This window comes from Intestinibacillus sp. Marseille-P6563 (assembly GCF_900604335.1).
Classification (GTDB): Bacteria; Bacillota; Clostridia; order Oscillospirales; family Butyricicoccaceae; genus Butyricicoccus_B.
Genome location: NZ_UWOD01000002.1, coordinates 1,388,348 through 1,406,932 on the forward strand (window position 1 = coordinate 1,388,348; position 18,585 = coordinate 1,406,932).

14 protein-coding genes are annotated in these 18,585 nt (G+C 59.0%); 9 read left to right on the forward strand and 5 right to left on the reverse strand.

The genetic code is table 11. The annotated features are described in order from the left end of the window. Window position 1 precedes the first annotated feature (1 nt). The 5 genes from EFB11_RS15055 to EFB11_RS15075 form a co-directional block, all read right to left on the reverse strand. Window positions 2–451, reverse strand: a complete 450-nt coding sequence (locus EFB11_RS15055) for a MarR family winged helix-turn-helix transcriptional regulator (RefSeq protein WP_122791121.1) — start codon at window positions 449–451, stop codon at window positions 2–4. A 141-nt stretch (window positions 452–592) separates the two neighbouring features. Then, window positions 593–949 (reverse strand): arsenate reductase family protein, encoded by a 357-nt coding sequence (locus tag EFB11_RS15060; RefSeq protein WP_122791123.1) that lies wholly within the window; start codon window positions 947–949, stop codon window positions 593–595. 18 nt (window positions 950–967) lie between these two features. Then, a complete protein-coding gene (locus tag EFB11_RS15065; RefSeq protein ID WP_122791125.1) occupies window positions 968–2,056 on the reverse strand; it encodes a hypothetical protein in 1,089 nt (362 codons plus the stop codon). A gap of 15 nt (window positions 2,057–2,071) precedes the next feature. Beyond that, window positions 2,072–3,580, reverse strand: coding sequence for an MBOAT family O-acyltransferase (locus tag EFB11_RS15070; protein ID WP_122791127.1), 1,509 nt, complete (start codon window positions 3,578–3,580; stop codon window positions 2,072–2,074). A 40-nt stretch (window positions 3,581–3,620) separates the two neighbouring features. Next, complete coding sequence (locus tag EFB11_RS15075; protein ID WP_122791128.1) at window positions 3,621–4,457, reverse strand: hypothetical protein; 837 nt, start codon at window positions 4,455–4,457, stop codon at window positions 3,621–3,623. A gap of 302 nt (window positions 4,458–4,759) precedes the next feature. Here EFB11_RS15075 and EFB11_RS15080 point away from each other — a divergent pair, with 302 nt between their 5' ends. From EFB11_RS15080 to EFB11_RS15120, 9 genes are all read left to right on the forward strand, one after another. Continuing rightward, complete coding sequence (locus EFB11_RS15080; RefSeq protein ID WP_122791130.1) at window positions 4,760–5,278, forward strand: peptidylprolyl isomerase; 519 nt, start codon at window positions 4,760–4,762, stop codon at window positions 5,276–5,278. A 57-nt stretch (window positions 5,279–5,335) separates the two neighbouring features. After that, on the forward strand, window positions 5,336–6,055 hold the full coding sequence (locus EFB11_RS15085) for a hypothetical protein (RefSeq protein ID WP_122791131.1): 720 nt from the start codon (window positions 5,336–5,338) through the stop codon (window positions 6,053–6,055). Between the two features lie 72 nt (window positions 6,056–6,127). After that, on the forward strand, window positions 6,128–8,017 hold the full coding sequence (locus EFB11_RS15090; protein ID WP_122791133.1) for an ABC-F family ATP-binding cassette domain-containing protein: 1,890 nt from the start codon (window positions 6,128–6,130) through the stop codon (window positions 8,015–8,017). Beyond that, window positions 8,014–8,769, forward strand: a complete 756-nt coding sequence (locus EFB11_RS15095) for a YdcF family protein (RefSeq protein ID WP_164706797.1) — start codon at window positions 8,014–8,016, stop codon at window positions 8,767–8,769. The genes EFB11_RS15090 and EFB11_RS15095 overlap by 4 nt, the downstream gene beginning before the upstream one ends. 14 nt (window positions 8,770–8,783) lie before the next feature. Then, window positions 8,784–11,972, forward strand: coding sequence for a UvrD-helicase domain-containing protein (locus EFB11_RS17430; protein ID WP_122791137.1), 3,189 nt, complete (start codon window positions 8,784–8,786; stop codon window positions 11,970–11,972). A gap of 269 nt (window positions 11,973–12,241) precedes the next feature. Further along, window positions 12,242–13,579 carry a TolC family protein gene (locus tag EFB11_RS15105; RefSeq protein ID WP_122791139.1) on the forward strand — a complete coding sequence of 446 codons (1,338 nt, stop codon included), beginning with the start codon at window positions 12,242–12,244 and terminating at the stop codon, window positions 13,577–13,579. A gap of 23 nt (window positions 13,580–13,602) precedes the next feature. Then, the gene (locus tag EFB11_RS15110) at window positions 13,603–14,805 is read left to right on the forward strand and encodes an efflux RND transporter periplasmic adaptor subunit (protein WP_122791140.1); all 1,203 of its coding nucleotides are present in this window, start codon (window positions 13,603–13,605) and stop codon (window positions 14,803–14,805) included. A gap of 1 nt (window position 14,806) precedes the next feature. Further along, window positions 14,807–17,944: an efflux RND transporter permease subunit gene (locus tag EFB11_RS15115; protein ID WP_122791141.1), complete on the forward strand. Its 3,138-nt coding sequence runs from the start codon at window positions 14,807–14,809 to the stop codon at window positions 17,942–17,944. Next, window positions 17,937–18,512: a TetR/AcrR family transcriptional regulator gene (locus tag EFB11_RS15120; protein WP_164706798.1), complete on the forward strand. Its 576-nt coding sequence runs from the start codon at window positions 17,937–17,939 to the stop codon at window positions 18,510–18,512. Before EFB11_RS15115 ends, EFB11_RS15120 begins: the two co-directional genes overlap by 8 nt. Window positions 18,513–18,585 lie beyond the last annotated feature (73 nt).

Below are 18,585 nucleotides of genomic sequence, written 5' to 3' on the forward strand. Positions count from 1 at the left end.
GTTATTTTTGCGCCTGGTCGAGTTCAAGCGCAATGCTGTCACAAATCCGGCCAAACGTCAAAAAGAAACGATCGATCTCCCCTGGTTCCAGCCGTGCCACGGCACGTTCCATCAGGGTGTTGATTTGCTCCCGGTCGCGCACGAGCGACTGCCGGCCCTCTTGGGTCAGGCGGATGCACGTACCACGCCGGTCACGCGGGTCGGGTTCGGTATCGACCAGTCCATGCTCCCGCAAATGGCGCAGCGTGCGCGAGATCGCGGGGGCTGTGACCTTCATCCGGCGTGCGATACAGATAGCCGAAAGGGCTGCACCTTTCCCGTTTTGGGTTTCATGCTCGATGAGCATTTCCAGCACCATGTGTTCGCTGCGCGGCAGCATGCCCAGCCGTTCGGGAATGCGCAGTTGCCGGAAGCGGTGCATAGCCGTAAAAAACTGAAGCCCGATTTCCATAGGCCCCTCCCTTCTCTGGATAGATAACCAGGTTAATAATTAACGTAGTTTATTATATGCTGCCCCCAGGGGGAAGTCAAGTGAACATTGTGTGAACATAAAAAAGGATGGGCCCCACAGGACCCATCCCTACCAAGATGATTATTTTTGCAGTTTTTCCGCCCATTCGGCCTCTTTGAAGCCGACCAGAACGGTGTCGCCGTCCACCAAGATCGGACGCTTGACCAACATACCATCGGTTGCAAGCAGCGCAAACTGCTCGTCCTCGGACATGTCGGGGAGCTTTTTCGTCAGCTCCATGGAGCGGTAAAGCTGGCCCGAAGTGTTGAAAAAGCGCTTGAGCGGCAGGCCGCTTTTGCTCTGCCAGGTGCGCAGCTCCTCGGCCGAAGGGTTTTGTTCCTTGATCGGGCGCAGGTCGTAGGATACGCCGTGTTCGTCCAGCCACTTCTGCGCCTTTTTGCAGGTCGAACACTTTTCATAACAGACAAACAGAGCCATGAAAAATCTCCTTTCGTTTTAGGAAGCAGCCTGGTCCTGGGCCGCCGTGGTCGTGGTGCCCTGCACCGGGTTGGCGATGGCATCGGCCACATCGGCGGTATAGGCGTCATAGGCCTCCTGCCAGGTGTCGTCGTCCGCGTCGCGCGTCAGGTTGGGATAGCGCGCCAACATGAGTTTGGCAAAATAATCGCTGAACCGAGTCGAGCCGACGATGTCCATGTGGCGCTGGTCAAAGAAGTTTTCGCGCGCTGTGATGCCGATGGCTTCATACGCTTCCTCGCTGTTGAAATCGTCAAACGGCACCCCGTATTCCTCCGCAATCGCGGCAGCGGCGTGCATTTTGGACAGGTCGTCCGGCGAAATGTTGCTGGGCGCCTTGACCAGCCAGACTTCGATGTCGTTTTCCTGGCAGATCTCGATGAATTCCCGCAGATACTTCTCATTCTTTTCACTCAGCGGTGTGGTACCGATCTCGCCCGTCAGATCAAAGCGGTCGATCGGGTCGCCGCCCTCCTTGGGCGGCAGCAGCACAAAGCCCTTGTAAGGGTCGCGCGTCTGGCTGCGGCGGAAGGTGAAATCCTCGCTCGTCAGGCTGGGCCAGCGCGAATGGTATTTGACAAAGTTAAAGACCAGCGGGAACCGTCCCCCCTCCTCGGCCGAAACCTGCGCCAGTTCGACTTTATTTAGGCTCAGCGGGAGATCGTCCATAAACGAATAGTTGGTGCCCTCGCTCATGTATTCCTCATCGGCATACAGCATGTTGCATTCCAGGATGACGAGCTCGGGGCTCTGGGTCTTGAGCGCTTCTTTTAAATAGGTCACGCTCGCCCACATGGGCTGCATCTGGGTGGCAAAAACATAGCTTTTCACGCCCGTCTGCTCCCAGATCTCCAGGGGCGAAAACGAAGCATATGCGTGCGACGAACCGAAATACATCACCGAAAACTCGTTTTCCGGCTCGTGGTAAAAGCCCGAAATCTTATTGGTCATGTCCCACGGCTTTTCCAGCGATTTGCGTGCAAATACCCCCTGAATGGGGAAAAAGGTCAAAACAAAGATCACGCAGAAAAGAAGGCCCTGAAGCAGAAATTTTTTGGTTTTGCTCATGCGATTGCCTCCTTCTTAGAACTGGAAGTAAATGAACGCCGAAGCGTCAAAGCCCGGACCGTAAGCGCCGAAAATCAGAATCACATACACGCTGACAAAATAGAAAATCCAGCGAGGTACGACCGGCAGCCGGGTGATATACGGCCGGAGGGGACGCTTTTCCTTGAGGATGTCCACCACGGCCAGGATCAGGATGGCAACGATGGCCAGCCAGAACTCGGCCACGTCCAGGCCCAGTGTATAAAGCCCCAGCGAACCGTCTGCCCCGGCGGTAAACAGCGCGTCCGGGTAGAAATTCGTCAGTGTGCGGCGAATCATGGCCACACCGGTCAAAAACGACGGCGCACGGAAAAACAGCCAGGCAAAGTCGATCAGGCAGAAGGTCAGCAGGATGCGCAGCGCCTTCCAGATCTTCCATTCCCGGTTGACGTGCAGCGCGTCCAAAACCTTGGTGCGCGCCGGCTTTAAGATGTCACCGATGACCTGATACAGGCCGTTTAAGCCGCCCCAGGCGACATAACTCCACTGGGCGCCATGCCACAGGCCGGATACCAGGAAGGTGACCAGATTGTTGAAATATTTGCGCCATTTGCCCTTGCGGTTGCCGCCGAGCGGGATATATAAGTAGTCGCGGAACCAGGAGGACAGCGAAATATGCCAGCGGCGCCAGAAATCGGCGCACGACGTGGCCAGATAGGGCTGCTTGAAGTTTTCCATCAGCGTAAAGCCCATCACCTGGGCCGCACCGATGGCAATACTCGAATAGCCGCCAAAGTCGCAGTAGATCTGCACGGCGAACAGCACGGTCGCCAGCACGATCGAGATACCGGCCACTTCGGTCCAGTTGCCATATACATGGTTAATCAGGGTGGCGATACGGTCGGCGATGACGACTTTCTGGAAAAAGCCCCACAGCATCAGCAGCAGGCCGTCGCGGGCGCGGTCGGCGTCGAACTCGTGCGGCTGGTTGACCTGAACAAGCAGGTTTTCAGAACGCTCGATCGGGCCAGCCACCAGCTGCGGGAAAAAGGATACGAACAGAGCGTATTTGAACAGGTTGCGCTCGGCGTAGATCTCGCCGCGATAAACGTCCATCGTGTAGCTGAGCGCCTGGAAGGTATAAAACGAGATACCCACCGGCAGCAGCACGTCAAAGGTCGGCATCTGGATGGTAATGTCAAACAGGCCGCCGATGGCGATGACGTTTTTGGTGAAAAAGCCCCAGTATTTAAAGAAGAATAAAATCGCGAGGTTGAGCACAAAGCTGAGCGCCACCCACAGCTTTTTGTTGCGGACCGCGTGGGTTTGGTCGGCGCGATGGTTTTCACGGTCGATGAGCAGGCCGCTGATAAAAGTAATGACCGTGCTGGTGGCGATCAGCACCGCATAGCGCGGGTTCCAGCCCATGTAGAAATAATAGCTGGTGATGAGCAGCCACACCCAGCGCACCCGCTGCGGAATGAGAAAATACAGCAGCGTGACAACCGGGAAAAAGATCAAAAATTGCAGCGAATTAAAATTCATGTTGCATCCTCGATGTGTTTTTTTGAAACGTCAGCCGGTTTTACCGGACGTGTTCGCGGTCGTCTGCGCGGGACAGCAGTACCAGCATGGCAAACAGCCACACGCCGGATGCCAGGAAGCAGGCATACCGCAGCAGGGTGTCAGTCGTGGGCACGATGGCCGAAACGCCCGACGCCATCGAAATCAGGGTGCCGCCCACGCAGGTCAGGCACAAAATGACAGCCGCACCCGCCGAAAAGATGAACCGGCTCGGGCTGGCGGTCGAGTACAGGAACCCGGCCAGCGCATAAAACGCATAGGTCAGCGCAATGGCGGACAACAGTTCAAAGGCATACAGCCCGACGAAGGGCGAAGCGCCGTTGTCCTTAAAGGTGATGATGAGGTCAAAGCAGGCCCAGAACATGGGGATGATAGTCAGCATGGCCGACCCTTCGGTGACCGTGCGGCGGCTGAGCATGGTGGCAATGCCGATCAGGCAGCCGCCCGTGAGCATGGCAAGCAGCCACAGCGGAAACAGCGGCAGTTTATTGAGCATCGGAAGCTGCGGGTCCTGGGTGACGGCCAGATACAGGCCAAACCCGCCGGCGGCGATCATCACCAGGCCGGCGATGACCGAAATCATTTTAAACAGAGTGTTGTCGGTGCCAAAAGCATCCTCAAACGGCATGCCGCGCAGACCGCGATGGGCAATGGCCAGGATGACCAGTGCCAGCGCTGCCAAACCACAGACCGCGATCAGGGCCATTTCAGCCTTGTCGCCCGGGACCGGCAGTTTGGTGGCGGCTTCGTAGCCGTGCATCAGGTTCAGGCCGCGCAAAACCGCGCCTGTCAGCGCAAATATGGCGATAAAGACCGGCATGAAAACCGTTTTCTTCATAGCATTCCCTCCCAGGGTCAGCGGGACACACCCCGCAGAAATTCATAGATGGTATTAGTATAACAAAATCCCGGCAAAAAATCGAGCGTCAAACCGGACAAAGCCCCCAAAAGTTCACCCCGGAAATTTGGCGTTCTTGCCGCGCCGTCTGGCGGCATGCGGTGCTCCAAGCTGCAAAAAAACTGAAAAAAGCCGCCCGCCTTACTTGTAACCAGTGTAAACTTTTGCTAGAATAGACCATAGAGTAAGGTCGGGCACAGGCCCGGCGCATGAATTTTGCAGAATTTAGGAGTGCAGGATATATGGCAAATCCAATCGTAACCATTGAGATGGAAAACGGGGGCATCATCAAGGCGGAACTTTACCCCGAAATCGCGCCCAACACGGTCAACAATTTTATTTCTCTGGCACAGAAGGGCTTTTATGACGGCCTGATCTTCCACCGCGTCATCCCGGGCTTCATGATCCAGGGCGGCGACCCGGAAGGCACCGGCGTGGGCGGCCCCGGCTATGAGATCCGCGGCGAATTTACCTCGAACGGCTTCCAGAACGATCTCAATCACACCCGCGGTGTGCTGTCTATGGCGCGCACCATGGCGCCCGATTCGGCAGGTTCCCAGTTCTTCATCATGACCGAGGATTCGCCCCATCTGGACGGCCAGTATGCTTCCTTCGGCATGGTCATCGAGGGCATGGAGGCAGTCGACGAAGTGGTCAACACCCCCCGCGACTGGCATGACCGTCCCCGCAAGGAACAGAAGATGAAAAAGGTCACCGTGGACACCTTCGGTGTGGACTATCCGGCGCCGGAAACCATCTAAAAACAGGGCGGCATACGCCGTGTCCTTCGTTTATCCTACAAAAAGAGGCGCATTTGCATGATGCTTTACACCAACCGAGATCAATTTATCGTGTCCGCTCCGGGCTGCATGTATACCGACCCCAGCAGCTTGGAGTCCATTATGGCCGGTCATGACGCAGGCGCGGGCGGTTGCACCCTGCCCATGGACATGACCCTCGACGGCATCGCCGTTTTGTGCGCCGAACACGGCTTTCATGGCGCAGATGGCTCCTTCCATGCCGTGCAGGAGGCCGATTTTATCGAATTGCGCCGCCTGTTCCCCAAGATCGTCACCGTCGGCCAGGCGGTCGAGCTGGCCAAATCGTGCGCAGCCAAGATCTGTGTGGACCTCAAGACCATGGCGGTCTGCCCGCAGGTCAAGATCGCGCTCAGCCACGCCGATTATCTGGACAACGCCTATGTGGGCGGTCTGGACCCGGCCGAGGCGGCCAAGGCCGTGCGCCGTAATCCGGCGCTGCATATCATGGGCGATCTGCCCAGCGAACCGTCTGATCCGGTCACGCTGGTGCGTGCGGCCCAGGAAACCGGCCTGTTCGGCCTGCGCGGCAAACCAGAATTTATGACCCCCGCACTTTGCCAGGAAGCGCTGCGTTGCGGCCTGTTCCTGGCCTCCACCGAAACCACCGACGGCGAGGAGCTCATGCGCATGTTCGAGCAGGGCGTCAACTTTATCGAAACCGCACGGCCCGACCTGGCCCGTGCCCTGCTGCCGCAGGCTCTGGACGAAGCCGAGTAAGACAACCACAGCCAGCCGCGACAAAATGCTGTCGCGGCTTTTTGATATTTTGTGAGAAAGGAAACAATCCCATTGGCTGATATCACCGTACAAAATTTGACCAAATACTATGGCGACCGGCTGATTTTATCCGATTTGACGTTCGATATCCAGCCGGGCGAAAAAGTGGCCATTTTGGGCCCGAACGGCGCGGGCAAAACCACCCTGCTGCATATTTTGGCCGGCCGGCTGGACTATGACAGCGGCGTGGTAGCCATCGGCGCCGGGCGCGCGGTGGGCATGATCGACCAGATGCCCGACTACCCCGCCGAAGTGACCGTCGAGGACGTACTGCGCTCGGCCTTCCGCGACGCCCACCGGGTGCAGGACGAGATGCAGCGGCTGGAGCGGGAAATGGCCGCTCATCCCGAGGATGAGGACCTGCTGCGCCGCTATGGCGTCTTGCAGCAAAAGCTGGACGCGCTGGGCGGCTACAACCGCGACTTTGAGGTCGATAAGGTCTGCAACGGCCTGGACATTCCCCCGGCCCGCCGGGCGCAGCCGTTCGCCCAGCTGTCGGGCGGCGAAAAAACGCGCGTCAACCTCGCGCGTATCATTTTGGAGCAAACCGACATCCTATTACTGGACGAGCCGACCAATCATCTGGATATGGACGCGGTGCGCTGGCTGGGCGACTATCTGGACGCCTATCCGGGCACGGTCGTCACCGTATCGCATGACCGCTACTTCCTCGACCAGTGCTGCGAGCGCATCATCGAAGTGCACGACAATACGATCGAGTTCTATGCGGGGTCGTACTCGTTCTATGCGGTCGAGCGCGAGCGCCGCTATGAGCAGCAGCTGCGCGAACACGAAAACCAGATGGCCGAGAAAAAGCGGTTGGAAAGCGTGGCGCGCATTATGCACGAGCACGGCACCGAGCATCTGGCCAAGCGCGCGGCCTCGATCGAAAAGCGCATTGCGCGCATGAAAGTCACCGACCGCCCGCGCCGCGAAAAGCAGATGAACGTGTCTTTCGGCGACCCGAACTATGAAACCGAAGAAGTACTCAAGGTGCGTGGGATTACAAAGAGTTATGATGGCCGAAAAATATTACAGGACGTAACCTTTAACGTGCGCAACGGCGAGCGGGTGGCCATTCTGGGTGACAACGGCGCGGGCAAGACCACGCTGCTGAAAATCCTGCTGGGCGAGGAAGTTGCCGACGACGGCACGGTCAAGAAGGGCGTCGGCCTGCGGCCGGCCTACTTGCCCCAGATTGTCCACTTTGCAAACGAAAATCGCAACCTGATCGATACCCTCATTTACGACAAAAATGTCACCATGCAGACCGCGCGCAACCGTCTGGGTGCGTTCAAGTTCTCGGGCGAGGACCAGCTCAAGACGGTAAAGACCCTGTCGGGCGGCGAAAAGAGCCGTCTTCGGCTGTGCGAACTCATGTATGACCCGCTGAACATGCTCATTTTGGACGAGCCGACCAACCATTTAGACCTCTTGAGCCGCGAATGGATCGAAGAAGCGGTGGAAGCGTTCACGGGCACGCTGCTGTTCGTGTCGCACGACCGGTACTTTGTCGAGCGGTTCGCCACCCGCGTCCTTTATCTGGAAAACGGCACCTATCTGGATTATACGGGCACGTACGAGCAGTTTTTGGCCTACCGGGAGCGGCTGCGCAGCGAACAGGTCGCCCAGACGCCGGTGCAGGCTCCCAAGGCCGACAAGCCGCAAAAGCCCCGTCCCAAGGGCGGCACCAAGAACAAAGCCAAGCGGCTGGCCGTTTTGGAGCGGGAAATCTCGCAAATGGAGGCCAAGTTGGCCGATTTGGATAACCAAATCAACCACAACGCGGCGGACCCGGAAAAACTGATGGGCCTGCTGGCCGAAAAGGATGAGGCCGACGCCGAATTGCTGGAAAAAATGGACGAATGGGAACGCTTGAGCGAGGAGCTGGAAGGCGAATGAAAAAACTGGAAGTCAAAATCTGGGCCGTGCTGGCGGCTGTGTTTGCCGTGCTCGGCGGCGCCTGCCTGACCTGGGAGCCTATCCGGTTCGGCGCAGCCTTTTTGGGCACGCTGGCCGTGGGCTGCACGGGCGAGGCATTCATGGTCGCGTTTGCGGAAAAATACCCGCTCTGCCGCCGGGTGGCCGTGCTGGGGCGGGCGCTGTTCGGCCTGTTTTTGGCATCCTTTGTGGGCATTCAGACCTTGATCGTGTCGGGCGAACAGGCCGACCCCGAGGTCTATGAGGCCGATTATGTGCTGGTGCTGGGCGCACACATCTACCCCGACCGGCCGTCGGCTGCGCTGCAAAGCCGGTTGGACGTGGCAGCCGACCTGCTCGAGCAAAATCCCGACGCGACGCTGGTGTTGTGCGGCGGCCAGGGACCGGACGAAAACATGCCCGAAGCGCACATGATGCGCGATTATCTCATCGAGCAGGGCGTGCCCGAAAGCTGCCTGCTCATTGAGGACGAGTCCAACAACACCATCCAGAACATCGCGAACGCCAAGGCCGAATTTGACCTTGCGGGCAAGAAAACCGCGGTCATCACCAACGAATTTCACCTGGCGCGCGCCCGGCGGCTGATGGACCAGGCCGGGCTGGACGCCTACGGCCTGCCCGCCCCCACCCCCTATCTGTCGCTGCGGCTGGTCAGCCATTTGCGGGAATACTGCTCCACGCTTGGGCTGATTTTGACCGGCCGATACTTTTAAAAGGGAGGTACGGTATGAAAATTGCCGATTTGCATATCCATTCGCGCTTTTCCCGCGCCACCAGCCGCGATTTGGACGTTCCTCAGCTCGATTTGTGGGCGCGGCGCAAGGGCATTCACATCCTCGGCACCGGGGATTTCACCCACCCGGCCTGGCGGGCCGAGCTGCGCGAGGCCCTTGTCCCGGCCGAGGACGGGATGTATATCCTGCGCGAAGAACTACGCCTGCCCGGCCTGTCCGCGGGGGAACCCCCGCGGTTTGTTATTTCCGGGGAAATCAGTTCCATCTATAAAAAGGACGGCAAGGTCCGCAAGGTACATAATCTCATTTTGCTGCCCGGTTTGGACGAGGCTGATGTGCTCGCCCGGCGGCTGGAAGCCATCGGCAACCTGCATTCGGACGGACGCCCCATTCTGGGGTTGGACTGCCGCGATCTGCTGGAAATCACGCTCGAAGCCTGCCCGCGCGCGGTGTTCATCCCGGCGCACATCTGGACACCCCATTTTTCGGTATTCGGCGCGTTTTCCGGCTTTCAGACGCTCGAGGAATGCTTCGGCGACCTGACCGAGCACATCCACGCGCTGGAAACCGGCCTGTCCTCTGACCCGGATATGAACGCCCGGGTGTCCATGCTCGACCGCTATACGCTGGTATCCAACTCGGACGCCCACTCCCCCGCCAAACTGGGGCGCGAGGCCAATCTGCTGGACATCGACTTTGGGTTTGATGCGCTGGCCGATGCGCTCGAGGGCCGCAATCCGGCAGGGTTTCGCGGCACGGTCGAATTTTTCCCCGAGGAGGGCAAGTATCACCTGGACGGTCACCGCAACTGCGGCGTGTGCCTGACCCCGGCCGAAACGATCGCCTGTGGGTTCCGCTGCCCGGTGTGCGGCGGCAAATTGACCATAGGCGTTGAGCACCGGGTCGAGGACTTGGCCGACCGCCCGGCGGGCGCCAAACGGCCAGTGCCGTTTGAAAGTCTGGCCCCCCTGCCCGAGGTCATCGCCGCGTCCACCGGCGCGTCGGCGACCGGGGCGCGCGTCCAGCGGCAGTATCTGGACTTGCTGCGCACACTTGGCCCGGAGTTTTATATCCTGCGCGACGCACCGCTGGGGGACGTCGGAAAAGCAGCTGGCGAATGGGTGCAGGAGGGCCTGCGTCGCCTGCGCGCAGGCGAAGTCGTGCGCAAGCCCGGCTTTGACGGCCAATACGGCGTTATTGAACTGCTCTCCCCGGCTGAGATCGGTGCCATCGGCGGACAGGTCAGCCTGTTCGGCCTGCCCGAAAAACCCGCCGAAGCGAAGAAAGCAACGGTCAGCAAAACGGACGCCCATCCGGCCCCGGCGATGCCTGTCCCCTCCCCTGCCCCGGCGGCGGCGACGCTCAACGAGGCTCAGCAGGCAGCCGTGCAGGCGAATGCCCGCATCACCGCCGTCATCGCCGGGCCAGGCACGGGCAAGACACAGACACTGGTTTCCCGCATCGCCCATCTCATCGGCACGCGAGGTATTTCACCCTCGCGCATCGTGGCCGTGACCTTTACCAATCAGGCGGCGGCCGAACTCAAAGCCCGCCTGTCTACCGTGCTCGGCGGCAAACGGGCCATCCGCGGCCTGACCGTGGGCACCTTCCACGCCATCGCGCTCGAGCGGCGCACCGCCCGTGGGCAGGCGGGGACCCTGCTCGCCCCCGACGAAGCGCGTGCGTTGGCCGAGCAGGCTGCACGCGAGAGCGGGTTTGACGGCCCGCCGGACAAGTTTTTGCAGGCCGTGTCGGCCCTCAAAAACGGTATCGACGAAGCGCACGCCGGGCTCGCGCACGAGCAAATGGCGATTTACGACTGGAAGCTGCGCGCCGCCGGGGCGGTCGACTTTGACGACCTGCTCCTCGACGAACTGGAAGCCGCACAGGATGGCAAAGCCAAGGTCTGCCATGTGCTGGTGGACGAGTTTCAGGACGTGAGCGACACCCAGTACCGCTTGGCGCGGGCGTGGAGCCGGGCGGGCACTCTATTCGTCATCGGCGACCCCGACCAGGCAATTTACGGCTTCCGCGGCGCGTCGGCTGGGTGCTTTGCCCGTCTGGCCGAGGACGAACCCGAACTGTATACCGTCCGCCTGACCCAGAACTACCGCGCTGCGCCCGAAATCGTGCGGTGTGCGCAGGCGGTCATCGAACACAACCCGGGCGGCGCGCGGCCGCTCGATGCCATGCGTCCGGCAGGCGGCACCGTACGTCTGGTGCGCGCCCAGGGCGCGGGCGATGAAGCGTCCTTCCTCGCCCGGGACATTGCCGCCATGGTTGGCGGCGTGGATATGCTGGCCGCTGGCCGGCACGGCACCCCGGCGGCGGTACGCAGCTTTGGCGAAATTGCGGTGCTGTGCCGCACCCGTCGCCAGCTTGACCGCATCGAGCGTACCCTGGGCCATGCGGGGATCCCCTGCGTGGTAGCCGGACGGGGCGACTACCTGCACGCACTTTGCGTGCATAGCGTGCTTTGCCTACTGCGCTTCTTACAGGACCCCAGGGATTTGCTGTCGATGCGTGCCGCTTTGCGTGCAATTTGGGATTGTCCGGTCGACCGGATCGACGCCGTGGCAAGCGCGGTCGCCGCTGCCCCGGATGCGCCGCTGGACACCCTGCGCGACCGCATGGTAGCTTACGCCGGAGACGGTCACCTCTCGCTCTTCTGGGACGAGCTCGAAGCCCTCTCCCCGGTCTGGAGAAAGCAAAAGCCCGTGCGCCTGCTCGAAGACTGGGCCACCCATCACGGCCTGACCGAAGACGGTGATTTTGCCCGTCTCATTCAGCTGGCCGCCTTTTATAAGGATGTCCCCGCCCTGCTGGACGGCGTCCTGCTCGGCGCCGAAGGCGACCTGCGGCGCGAGAGTGCGCACAAATATGCATCCGGGGCCGTGACCTTGTCCACCCTGCACGGCGCCAAGGGCTTGGAATTTGGTGCCGTGTATCTATGCGGCCTGACGCGCGGCTGTGTGCCGCTCGAAAGCGGTACCCGTCCGAACGATATCGAGGAAGAACGGCGCTTGTTTTATGTGGGTATGACCCGCGCGCGTGATGCGCTGATTTTGGTGTCGCAGGAGCTCCCCTCCCCGTTTTTAAGTGAACTGCCGGCAGGAGACTATGCCGAAGAAAAGGCAGGCGTTTCGCGCCCGGATACCGGTGCACAGCTGACCCTGTTTTAACATTTGGGGCAGGTGGGTGTGATGATCGGAGAAATGGTGAAAACAACCAAAACCCGTCGGTTTTCCGGCGGGTTTTCTTGATGATTTTTTTCAAAGAAAAGCGACCCAATGCGACAGCGATGCACGAAAACATTAAAAAATTGTGAATGAAACCGACAAGTGGTTGACAGGGAAAAATAAGCAACATATAATAGGAGAGGTTATTCGACCGACCGATCGGTCGGAAACGAAATTTCGGTCTTATTGTTGGAGAAACGGAGGTGCCTGGAATGATGGGAAAAAAGGCAATCGCCATGCTGGCAGCAGGCGCGATGGCAGTCGGTCTGACAACGCCGGCGGGCGCCATTGCAGGCATGGATGCCGGGCTGGCGCTGACGCTGGGCGGCGCGCAAGCAGTGATCGATACCAGCATGTCGGAAAGCGGGATGACCCCGCCCTTGCAGGACAGCAAATCCATCGGCTTTTATGGCCTGGAAAAGACCGTGCGGGCCAATAACCAAACCATTCAAAGTTTGCAAAAGACCCTGGCCAGTGTGGGCTCGACCGACGTAGTCGGCCCGATCGAGGACCAGATTTGGAATTATGAGATGCAAAACAGCAATCTGGAAGCTCAAAAGAACAGCTATGAAAAAGCAGCACAGAATTTGCGGAATCAGTTGAATCAAGTGAGCGGTAATGCAGATTTGGAAGCCTCTTTGAAGGCACAGATTGAGCAAATGAATACCTTGGCGAATAACGCGGCAGCGAATATCCAGAAGAATCAGGCGGTCATCAACGGCCTGGAGGATTCCAAGGACGATGCGCCGGCCGACCTGGCAGATACCTACGCCACCACCGAAAAGCAGGTGGAAAATTCGGCCAACCAGATTGTCATGGGCGCCCAGACGCAATATATCTCGCTGTGCACCATGCAGGACAACATCGAAGCGCTCGACCGCACGATTGCAGCCATTGACCGGCAGCTTCCGGTCGTCGAAAAGCAGTATGAGATCGGCATGGCGACCGCGCTGGACGTGGAAAACCTCAAAAACCAGCGGGCAGCCGCCGTATCCAGCAAGCTGACACTGGAAAACCAAATCGCTTCGATTGAAAACAGCTTGTCGCTCACGCTCGGCAACGATGCGGGCACGACCGTGCATGTGCAGAAGGTGCCTGAAGTCACCGACCGGCAGCTGCGCGAAATGAATTATGAAAAAGACTTGGAAGAGGCCAAGACAAACAGTTACACCATCTGGCAGAAGCGGGATGCGCTGCGCAAAGCCTCCAACGACTACGAAGATGATGTAACCTCAACGCTTGATGCGTACAATGCCGCCAAGATCGATTTGGCCGCGGCGCAGGAACAGGTGGAAAACGATTTCCGTAAGCTGTTCAATGACGTGAGCGAGAAAAAGCGTCTGCTGGATAAGGCCGAAAGCGACCTGGAACTGGCAGAGAGCAACTATAAAGTCGCGGAAACCAAGTACGAAAAAGGCATGATCTCCAAATTGGAGTATGAAAATGCACAAGACACCCTGGAGACGGCCAAGGCGGCGATCACAACCGCGCAGACCGATCTGTTTACCGCGTATAATACCTATGATTGGGCCAAGCGCGGCGTGATGTAAATCGGCAAAAAGGAGAAACCAAGATGAAGCAAACCAAACGGTTCCTGGCGCTCGGTATGGCAGCTTGCCTGCTGCTGCTCGGCGCCTGTGGCAACAACGGCGCTGGGGATTCCTCCGCAGAGGATGAACTCAAAACAACGGCCGTCGAAGTCCAGACAGTCGCGCAGGGGGAAATGGCAGCCTCCAACACCTTGGCTGGGCAGGTCACCCCGATCGAGTCCATTCAGGTGTTCCCCATGCTTTCCGGACAGGTGCAGACCCTGAATGTGGCCGAAGGACAGGTGGTGAACCAGGGCGATACGCTCTTTACCATCGATACCACGACCGTCACTTCGACCCTGAGCGCGTTGCAGCAAAGCTATAACGCCACCAAGACGGCTACCGATCAAGCGATTTCCAGTGCACAGATCGGCGTGCAGAACGCCGAACTGGCAGTCACCCAGGCACAGACGTCGCTCGACAATACCAACGCCCTGTTTGAAGTGGGCGCGGCGTCCAGCCAGCAGGTGACCCAGGCCGAACAGGCCTTGCAGCAGGCGCAGGCCGCCTTGCAGCAGGCCCAGGCCAGCGTCCAGCAGGCCCAGGCGTCGCAGCAGTCCTCCCTGGCCCAGATTCAGGCGTCCATTGACCAGATCAAGGCCCAGGCAGCATTGGGCACGGTTACCGCACCAGTGTCCGGTAAGGTCACCGAAGTGAACATCACCCTGGGCGGCATGGCGGCCCAGAGCACGCCCGCCGTTGTCATCGCCAAGGACAGTGCGCTGATGGTTTCGGTGTTTGCCAGCGAAAACGTGCGCGCCGGCTTGCAAGTGGGCGATGTGGCCGATGTGACCATTGAATCGGTTTCCAGCGACCCCATGCAGTGCTCCATCCGCACCGTAGCCGAAACGGCCGATGCGCAGACCAATCTCTATGAAATCACCCTCTACTTACCCAACGGCATCAATCCGCCCATTGGCGCCTTTGCCGATGTGACGTTATACACCGACCGCCGTGACAGTGCTATCCAAATCCCCACCGAGGCCATTTTGACCGATGGAGAGGAACAGTATGTCTTTGTGGTCAATAACGGCGTGGCAGCCAAGGTCGTCATCCAGACCGGTCTGGTCGGGGATGGTGTGACCGAGGTGACAGGCGGCCTGACCGGCGGCGAATCGCTGGTTGTCAAGGGACAAAGCTACCTGTCTGATGGCACGGCGGTGCGCATCGTCGACGGGGAGGAATAAAATGAAAACAGCAGCATTTTGTATCCGGCACCGGGTTACGACCATCATGATCTATATCATGGCCGTGATCTTCGGTATCATGGGCTTTACCTCGCTTCCCCTGGCGCTCATGCCGGACATTGAGTTGCCCATGGCCATTATTATGACCACCTACGCGGGCGCGGGTCCGGAGGAAATCGAAAACCTCGTGACCAAACCCATTGAGAGCGCGTGCGCCAGCGTGGCGGGCATGGAAGAATTGCAGTCGCAGTCGAGCGAAAACTCGAGCATCGTCATGGTGACGTTCTCGGACGGCACCGACCTGGACGAAGCGCTCACCGACCTGCGAGATAAGGTCGATCAGGCCAAATCCATGCTGCCCGACGACGCTTCGGCGCCGACGGTCATGAAAATGGACATCAGCTCCATGCCGGTCGTGATGATCGGCCTGCGCGGCGCCGACCTGGCCCAGCTCCAGCAGATCGCCGACGATGACATCACCCCGGCGCTCGAACGTATCGATGGTGTAGCCTCGGTCACGGTTTCGGGCGGCTACGACAATGAAGTATCCATCCAGACCCATGCCGACCAAATGAGCGGCTATGGGCTGAGCATTTCCTACATTTCGCAGATTTTGGCGGCCCAAAATATCGCCATCCCGGCCGGTGACGTGGACAATGGTTCGCAGTCGCTGTCGGTGCGCACCACGGGCGAATTCCAATCGGTGGATGATATCGCCGATCTGCTCATCCCGCTGCCCACGGGTGGCAGTGTGCGCCTAGGCGAAGTCGCGGACGTATCCATGCAGCCGACCGATCAGGACGCGATTGCCAAGATCGACGGCGAACCGTGTGTCATCATCACCGTGCAGCAGCAGTCGGACTCCAACACCGTGGATGTGGCCAACCGCGTCAAGGCGCAGCTGGACACCATCACCGAGGAAAACCCGACGCTCGACTGGTCGATCCTCATGGACCAGTCGGACTACATCAACCTGTCGGTTGATTCGGTGGTGCAGAACATCGTGCTGGGCGTTGTGCTGGCAGCGCTTGTGCTGCTCGTCTTCCTGCGCGACCTGGGCGCAACGACCGTTATCGCCATTTCCATGCCGGTTTGTATCATCTCGGTCTTCCTGGTCATGAATGCGCTGGATATCACCATGAACATGATGAGTCTGGGCGGTTTGGCCATGGGCGTAGGCATGATCGTGGATAACTCGATCGTTGTGCTGGAAAACATCTTCCGTTACCGTTCGGACGGCTTTAGCCGCTGGGATTCGTGTACCAAGGGTACGGCCGAAGTTTCGTTGTCCATCACAGCCGGTACCCTGACGACCGTGGCCGTGTTCCTGCCCATCGGTCTGTCCGGCGGTCTCGCAGGCATGATGTTTAAGGAATTTTCGATTACGATTTCGTCGCTGCTGTTTGCGTCGCTGTTCATCGCGCTGACGCTGGTGCCGCTGCTGTGCTATATCCTGCTCGACCGCGGCAAGGAAAAGCGCCGCCTGACCGGTCACAAGGGCGACATTGCCGACCGGCCCATGCTGCGCGGCTACAAAAAACTATTGCGGCTGTTCATCACTCAGCGCAAGATCGCGGTCCTGGTATCGCTCGCGCTTCTGGTGGTGTTTGGCATGTCGATCGGTCTGGCTGGGTTTGAGCTCATGCCCGCGACCGACGAAGGCCAGATCAGTGTGTCCCTGGAAATGCCGGTGGGCGCAGAACTGGAAGAAACCGCCGAAATTGCCGACCGGGTGACCGATATTGCAGTGGAAACCATCCCCGAACTCGAAAGCATCTACTACACTACGGGCGGCACCTCGATCATGGGCGGCGGTACCTCGCTGACCATTGACGTGGGCTCCAAGAAAGACCGTGACCGCGGTGTGGAAGAGATTGCAAACACCCTGCGCGACGATTTGGCCGATATTGCGGGCTGTGAACTGACAGTGGAAGCGACCAGCACCACCAGCATGGGCACGTCGAGCGGCAGTGCGGTTTCGGTATCGCTGCGCGGCAACGATTACGACGCTTTGACCGAAGCGGGCGACCGTCTGGTGCAGGAAATTGAGACCCTGCCCGATGCGATCGATGTCAAATCCTCGGCATCCGACCAGGTGCCGCAGGTGGATATTACCCTCCGGCACACCAACGCGGCGCGCTATGGCTTGAATGCTTCGACCATTGGCTCTGCGGTGCGCAGTGAACTGGACGGCTCGACAGCCACCAAACTGAAGGTCGACGGCGAGGAGATCAACGTCAGTGTCAAGGGCGACAGCCGGTCGAGCACCAGCCTGGATGCGCTGCGCGCGGTACCCATCCCGACCAATTCGGGTGGTTCGGTGCCGCTGAGCGTGGTCGCCGATGTGCAGGTCGTACAGGCGCCCCAGCAGATCAGCCGCGACAACCAAAGCCGTACCATTATGGTCACAGCAGGCACCAAATCGGACGATGTGGTGGCCTTTAATCAGCAGGTCAATGAAATTCTGGCAGACTTCAATTTGCCCGACGGCGTGGACATCGAAACCGGCGGCGAAATGGCCGATATGGCCGAATCGTTTGGCTCGCTCGGCCAGGCGCTGGTTGTTGGCCTCGGACTCATCTATTTCATCCTGGCCAGCCAGTTTGAATCGTTTATCATGCCGGTCATCGTCATGATGATTTTGCCCATTGGTCTGATCGGCTCGCTGTTTGGCCTGCCGTTGACCGGACAGAAGATCTCGATCGTGGCATTCATTGGCGTAATTATGCTGGCCGGTACGGTGGTCAACTCGTCCATCGTTCTGGTCGACTACATCAACACCCGCCGTAAGCGTGGCGAAGACAAAAATACGGCGATTTTAAACGCCTGCCCGCGCCGTATCCGGCCGGTGCTGATGACCACGCTGACCACCATCCTAGGCCTGCTGCCTATGGCATTCGCCCAGGGCGAAGGCTCGGAAATGATGGCCCCCATGGCCGTGGTTATGATTACCGGTATGGTGGTTTCCACCATTGTTACGCTGTTCTTTACGCCGGTGTATTATTCGCTCATCGACAGCATATCCGAGCGGTTTAAGAACCGCAAGCGCCGCCGCGGCGGCAAAAATGGGGACCCGGACGACGAAGAACCAGAGCCGCCGCTGGAACCCGAAACAAAGGAGGAAGGCGTTCATGTCTGAAGCGCGGGAAAACCGCCGCAGCGCCATTTTGCATGCCGCCTGTAAGGAATTTTCCGAAAAGGGTTTTGCAGGCGCTAAAATTGAGGAGATCGCCCGGCAGGTCGGCATCGGAAAATCGACCGTGTATGAATATTTCCCGTCCAAAACCGACCTGCTCGAACAGGCGGCTGACTGGATGATCGGCCGGGTCGATGTGGATGTGCGCAAGATCATGGAAAGCCCGGACCGCTTTGAGGAAAAAATCCGTGCATATATACTGTATATGTGCCATTTGTTGCAGCATATGGGGCATGGAATGCTGTACATGCACGGCGATAACAAAGAGATGCTTTGCATCATCAAGCGATGCACGCGGCAGCTGTCCAAGAAGATTTTGGGCGCTGCGATCGACGCGGTGCGATATGGCCGCCAGCAAGGTGAACTGCGGGCCGATGTCGACGAGCGGGCGGTGGCGATGCTGATGGTCACCCTGCCCTCTCCCCTGATTGCCGAGCAGATTGCGGAGCAAGGCGAGCAGGCGCTCGACCCCATGATCGAACTGATGATGCACGGCATGGCGCCCCAATAAAAAAAGCGTATCCCGGCGGTTCATCCCGCCGGGATTTTCTCTGGGCGATTGACAAACGCCCCAAAACAGGATA

Coding starts and splice junctions, on each gene's coding strand:
- EFB11_RS15060 (WP_122791123.1), bottom strand. CDS start 949: ATGGCTCTGTTTGTCTGTTATGAAAAGTGTTCGACCTGCAAAAAGGCG.
- EFB11_RS15080 (WP_122791130.1), top strand. CDS start 4,760: ATGGCAAATCCAATCGTAACCATTGAGATGGAAAACGGGGGCATCATC.
- EFB11_RS15110 (WP_122791140.1), top strand. CDS start 13,603: ATGAAGCAAACCAAACGGTTCCTGGCGCTCGGTATGGCAGCTTGCCTG.
- EFB11_RS15055 (WP_122791121.1), bottom strand. CDS start 451: ATGGAAATCGGGCTTCAGTTTTTTACGGCTATGCACCGCTTCCGGCAA.
- EFB11_RS15105 (WP_122791139.1), top strand. CDS start 12,242: ATGATGGGAAAAAAGGCAATCGCCATGCTGGCAGCAGGCGCGATGGCA.
- EFB11_RS15075 (WP_122791128.1), bottom strand. CDS start 4,457: ATGAAGAAAACGGTTTTCATGCCGGTCTTTATCGCCATATTTGCGCTG.
- EFB11_RS15115 (WP_122791141.1), top strand. CDS start 14,807: ATGAAAACAGCAGCATTTTGTATCCGGCACCGGGTTACGACCATCATG.
- EFB11_RS17430 (WP_122791137.1), top strand. CDS start 8,784: ATGAAAATTGCCGATTTGCATATCCATTCGCGCTTTTCCCGCGCCACC.
- EFB11_RS15120 (WP_164706798.1), top strand. CDS start 17,937: ATGTCTGAAGCGCGGGAAAACCGCCGCAGCGCCATTTTGCATGCCGCC.
- EFB11_RS15070 (WP_122791127.1), bottom strand. CDS start 3,580: ATGAATTTTAATTCGCTGCAATTTTTGATCTTTTTCCCGGTTGTCACG.
- EFB11_RS15095 (WP_164706797.1), top strand. CDS start 8,014: ATGAAAAAACTGGAAGTCAAAATCTGGGCCGTGCTGGCGGCTGTGTTT.
- EFB11_RS15065 (WP_122791125.1), bottom strand. CDS start 2,056: ATGAGCAAAACCAAAAAATTTCTGCTTCAGGGCCTTCTTTTCTGCGTG.
- EFB11_RS15085 (WP_122791131.1), top strand. CDS start 5,336: ATGATGCTTTACACCAACCGAGATCAATTTATCGTGTCCGCTCCGGGC.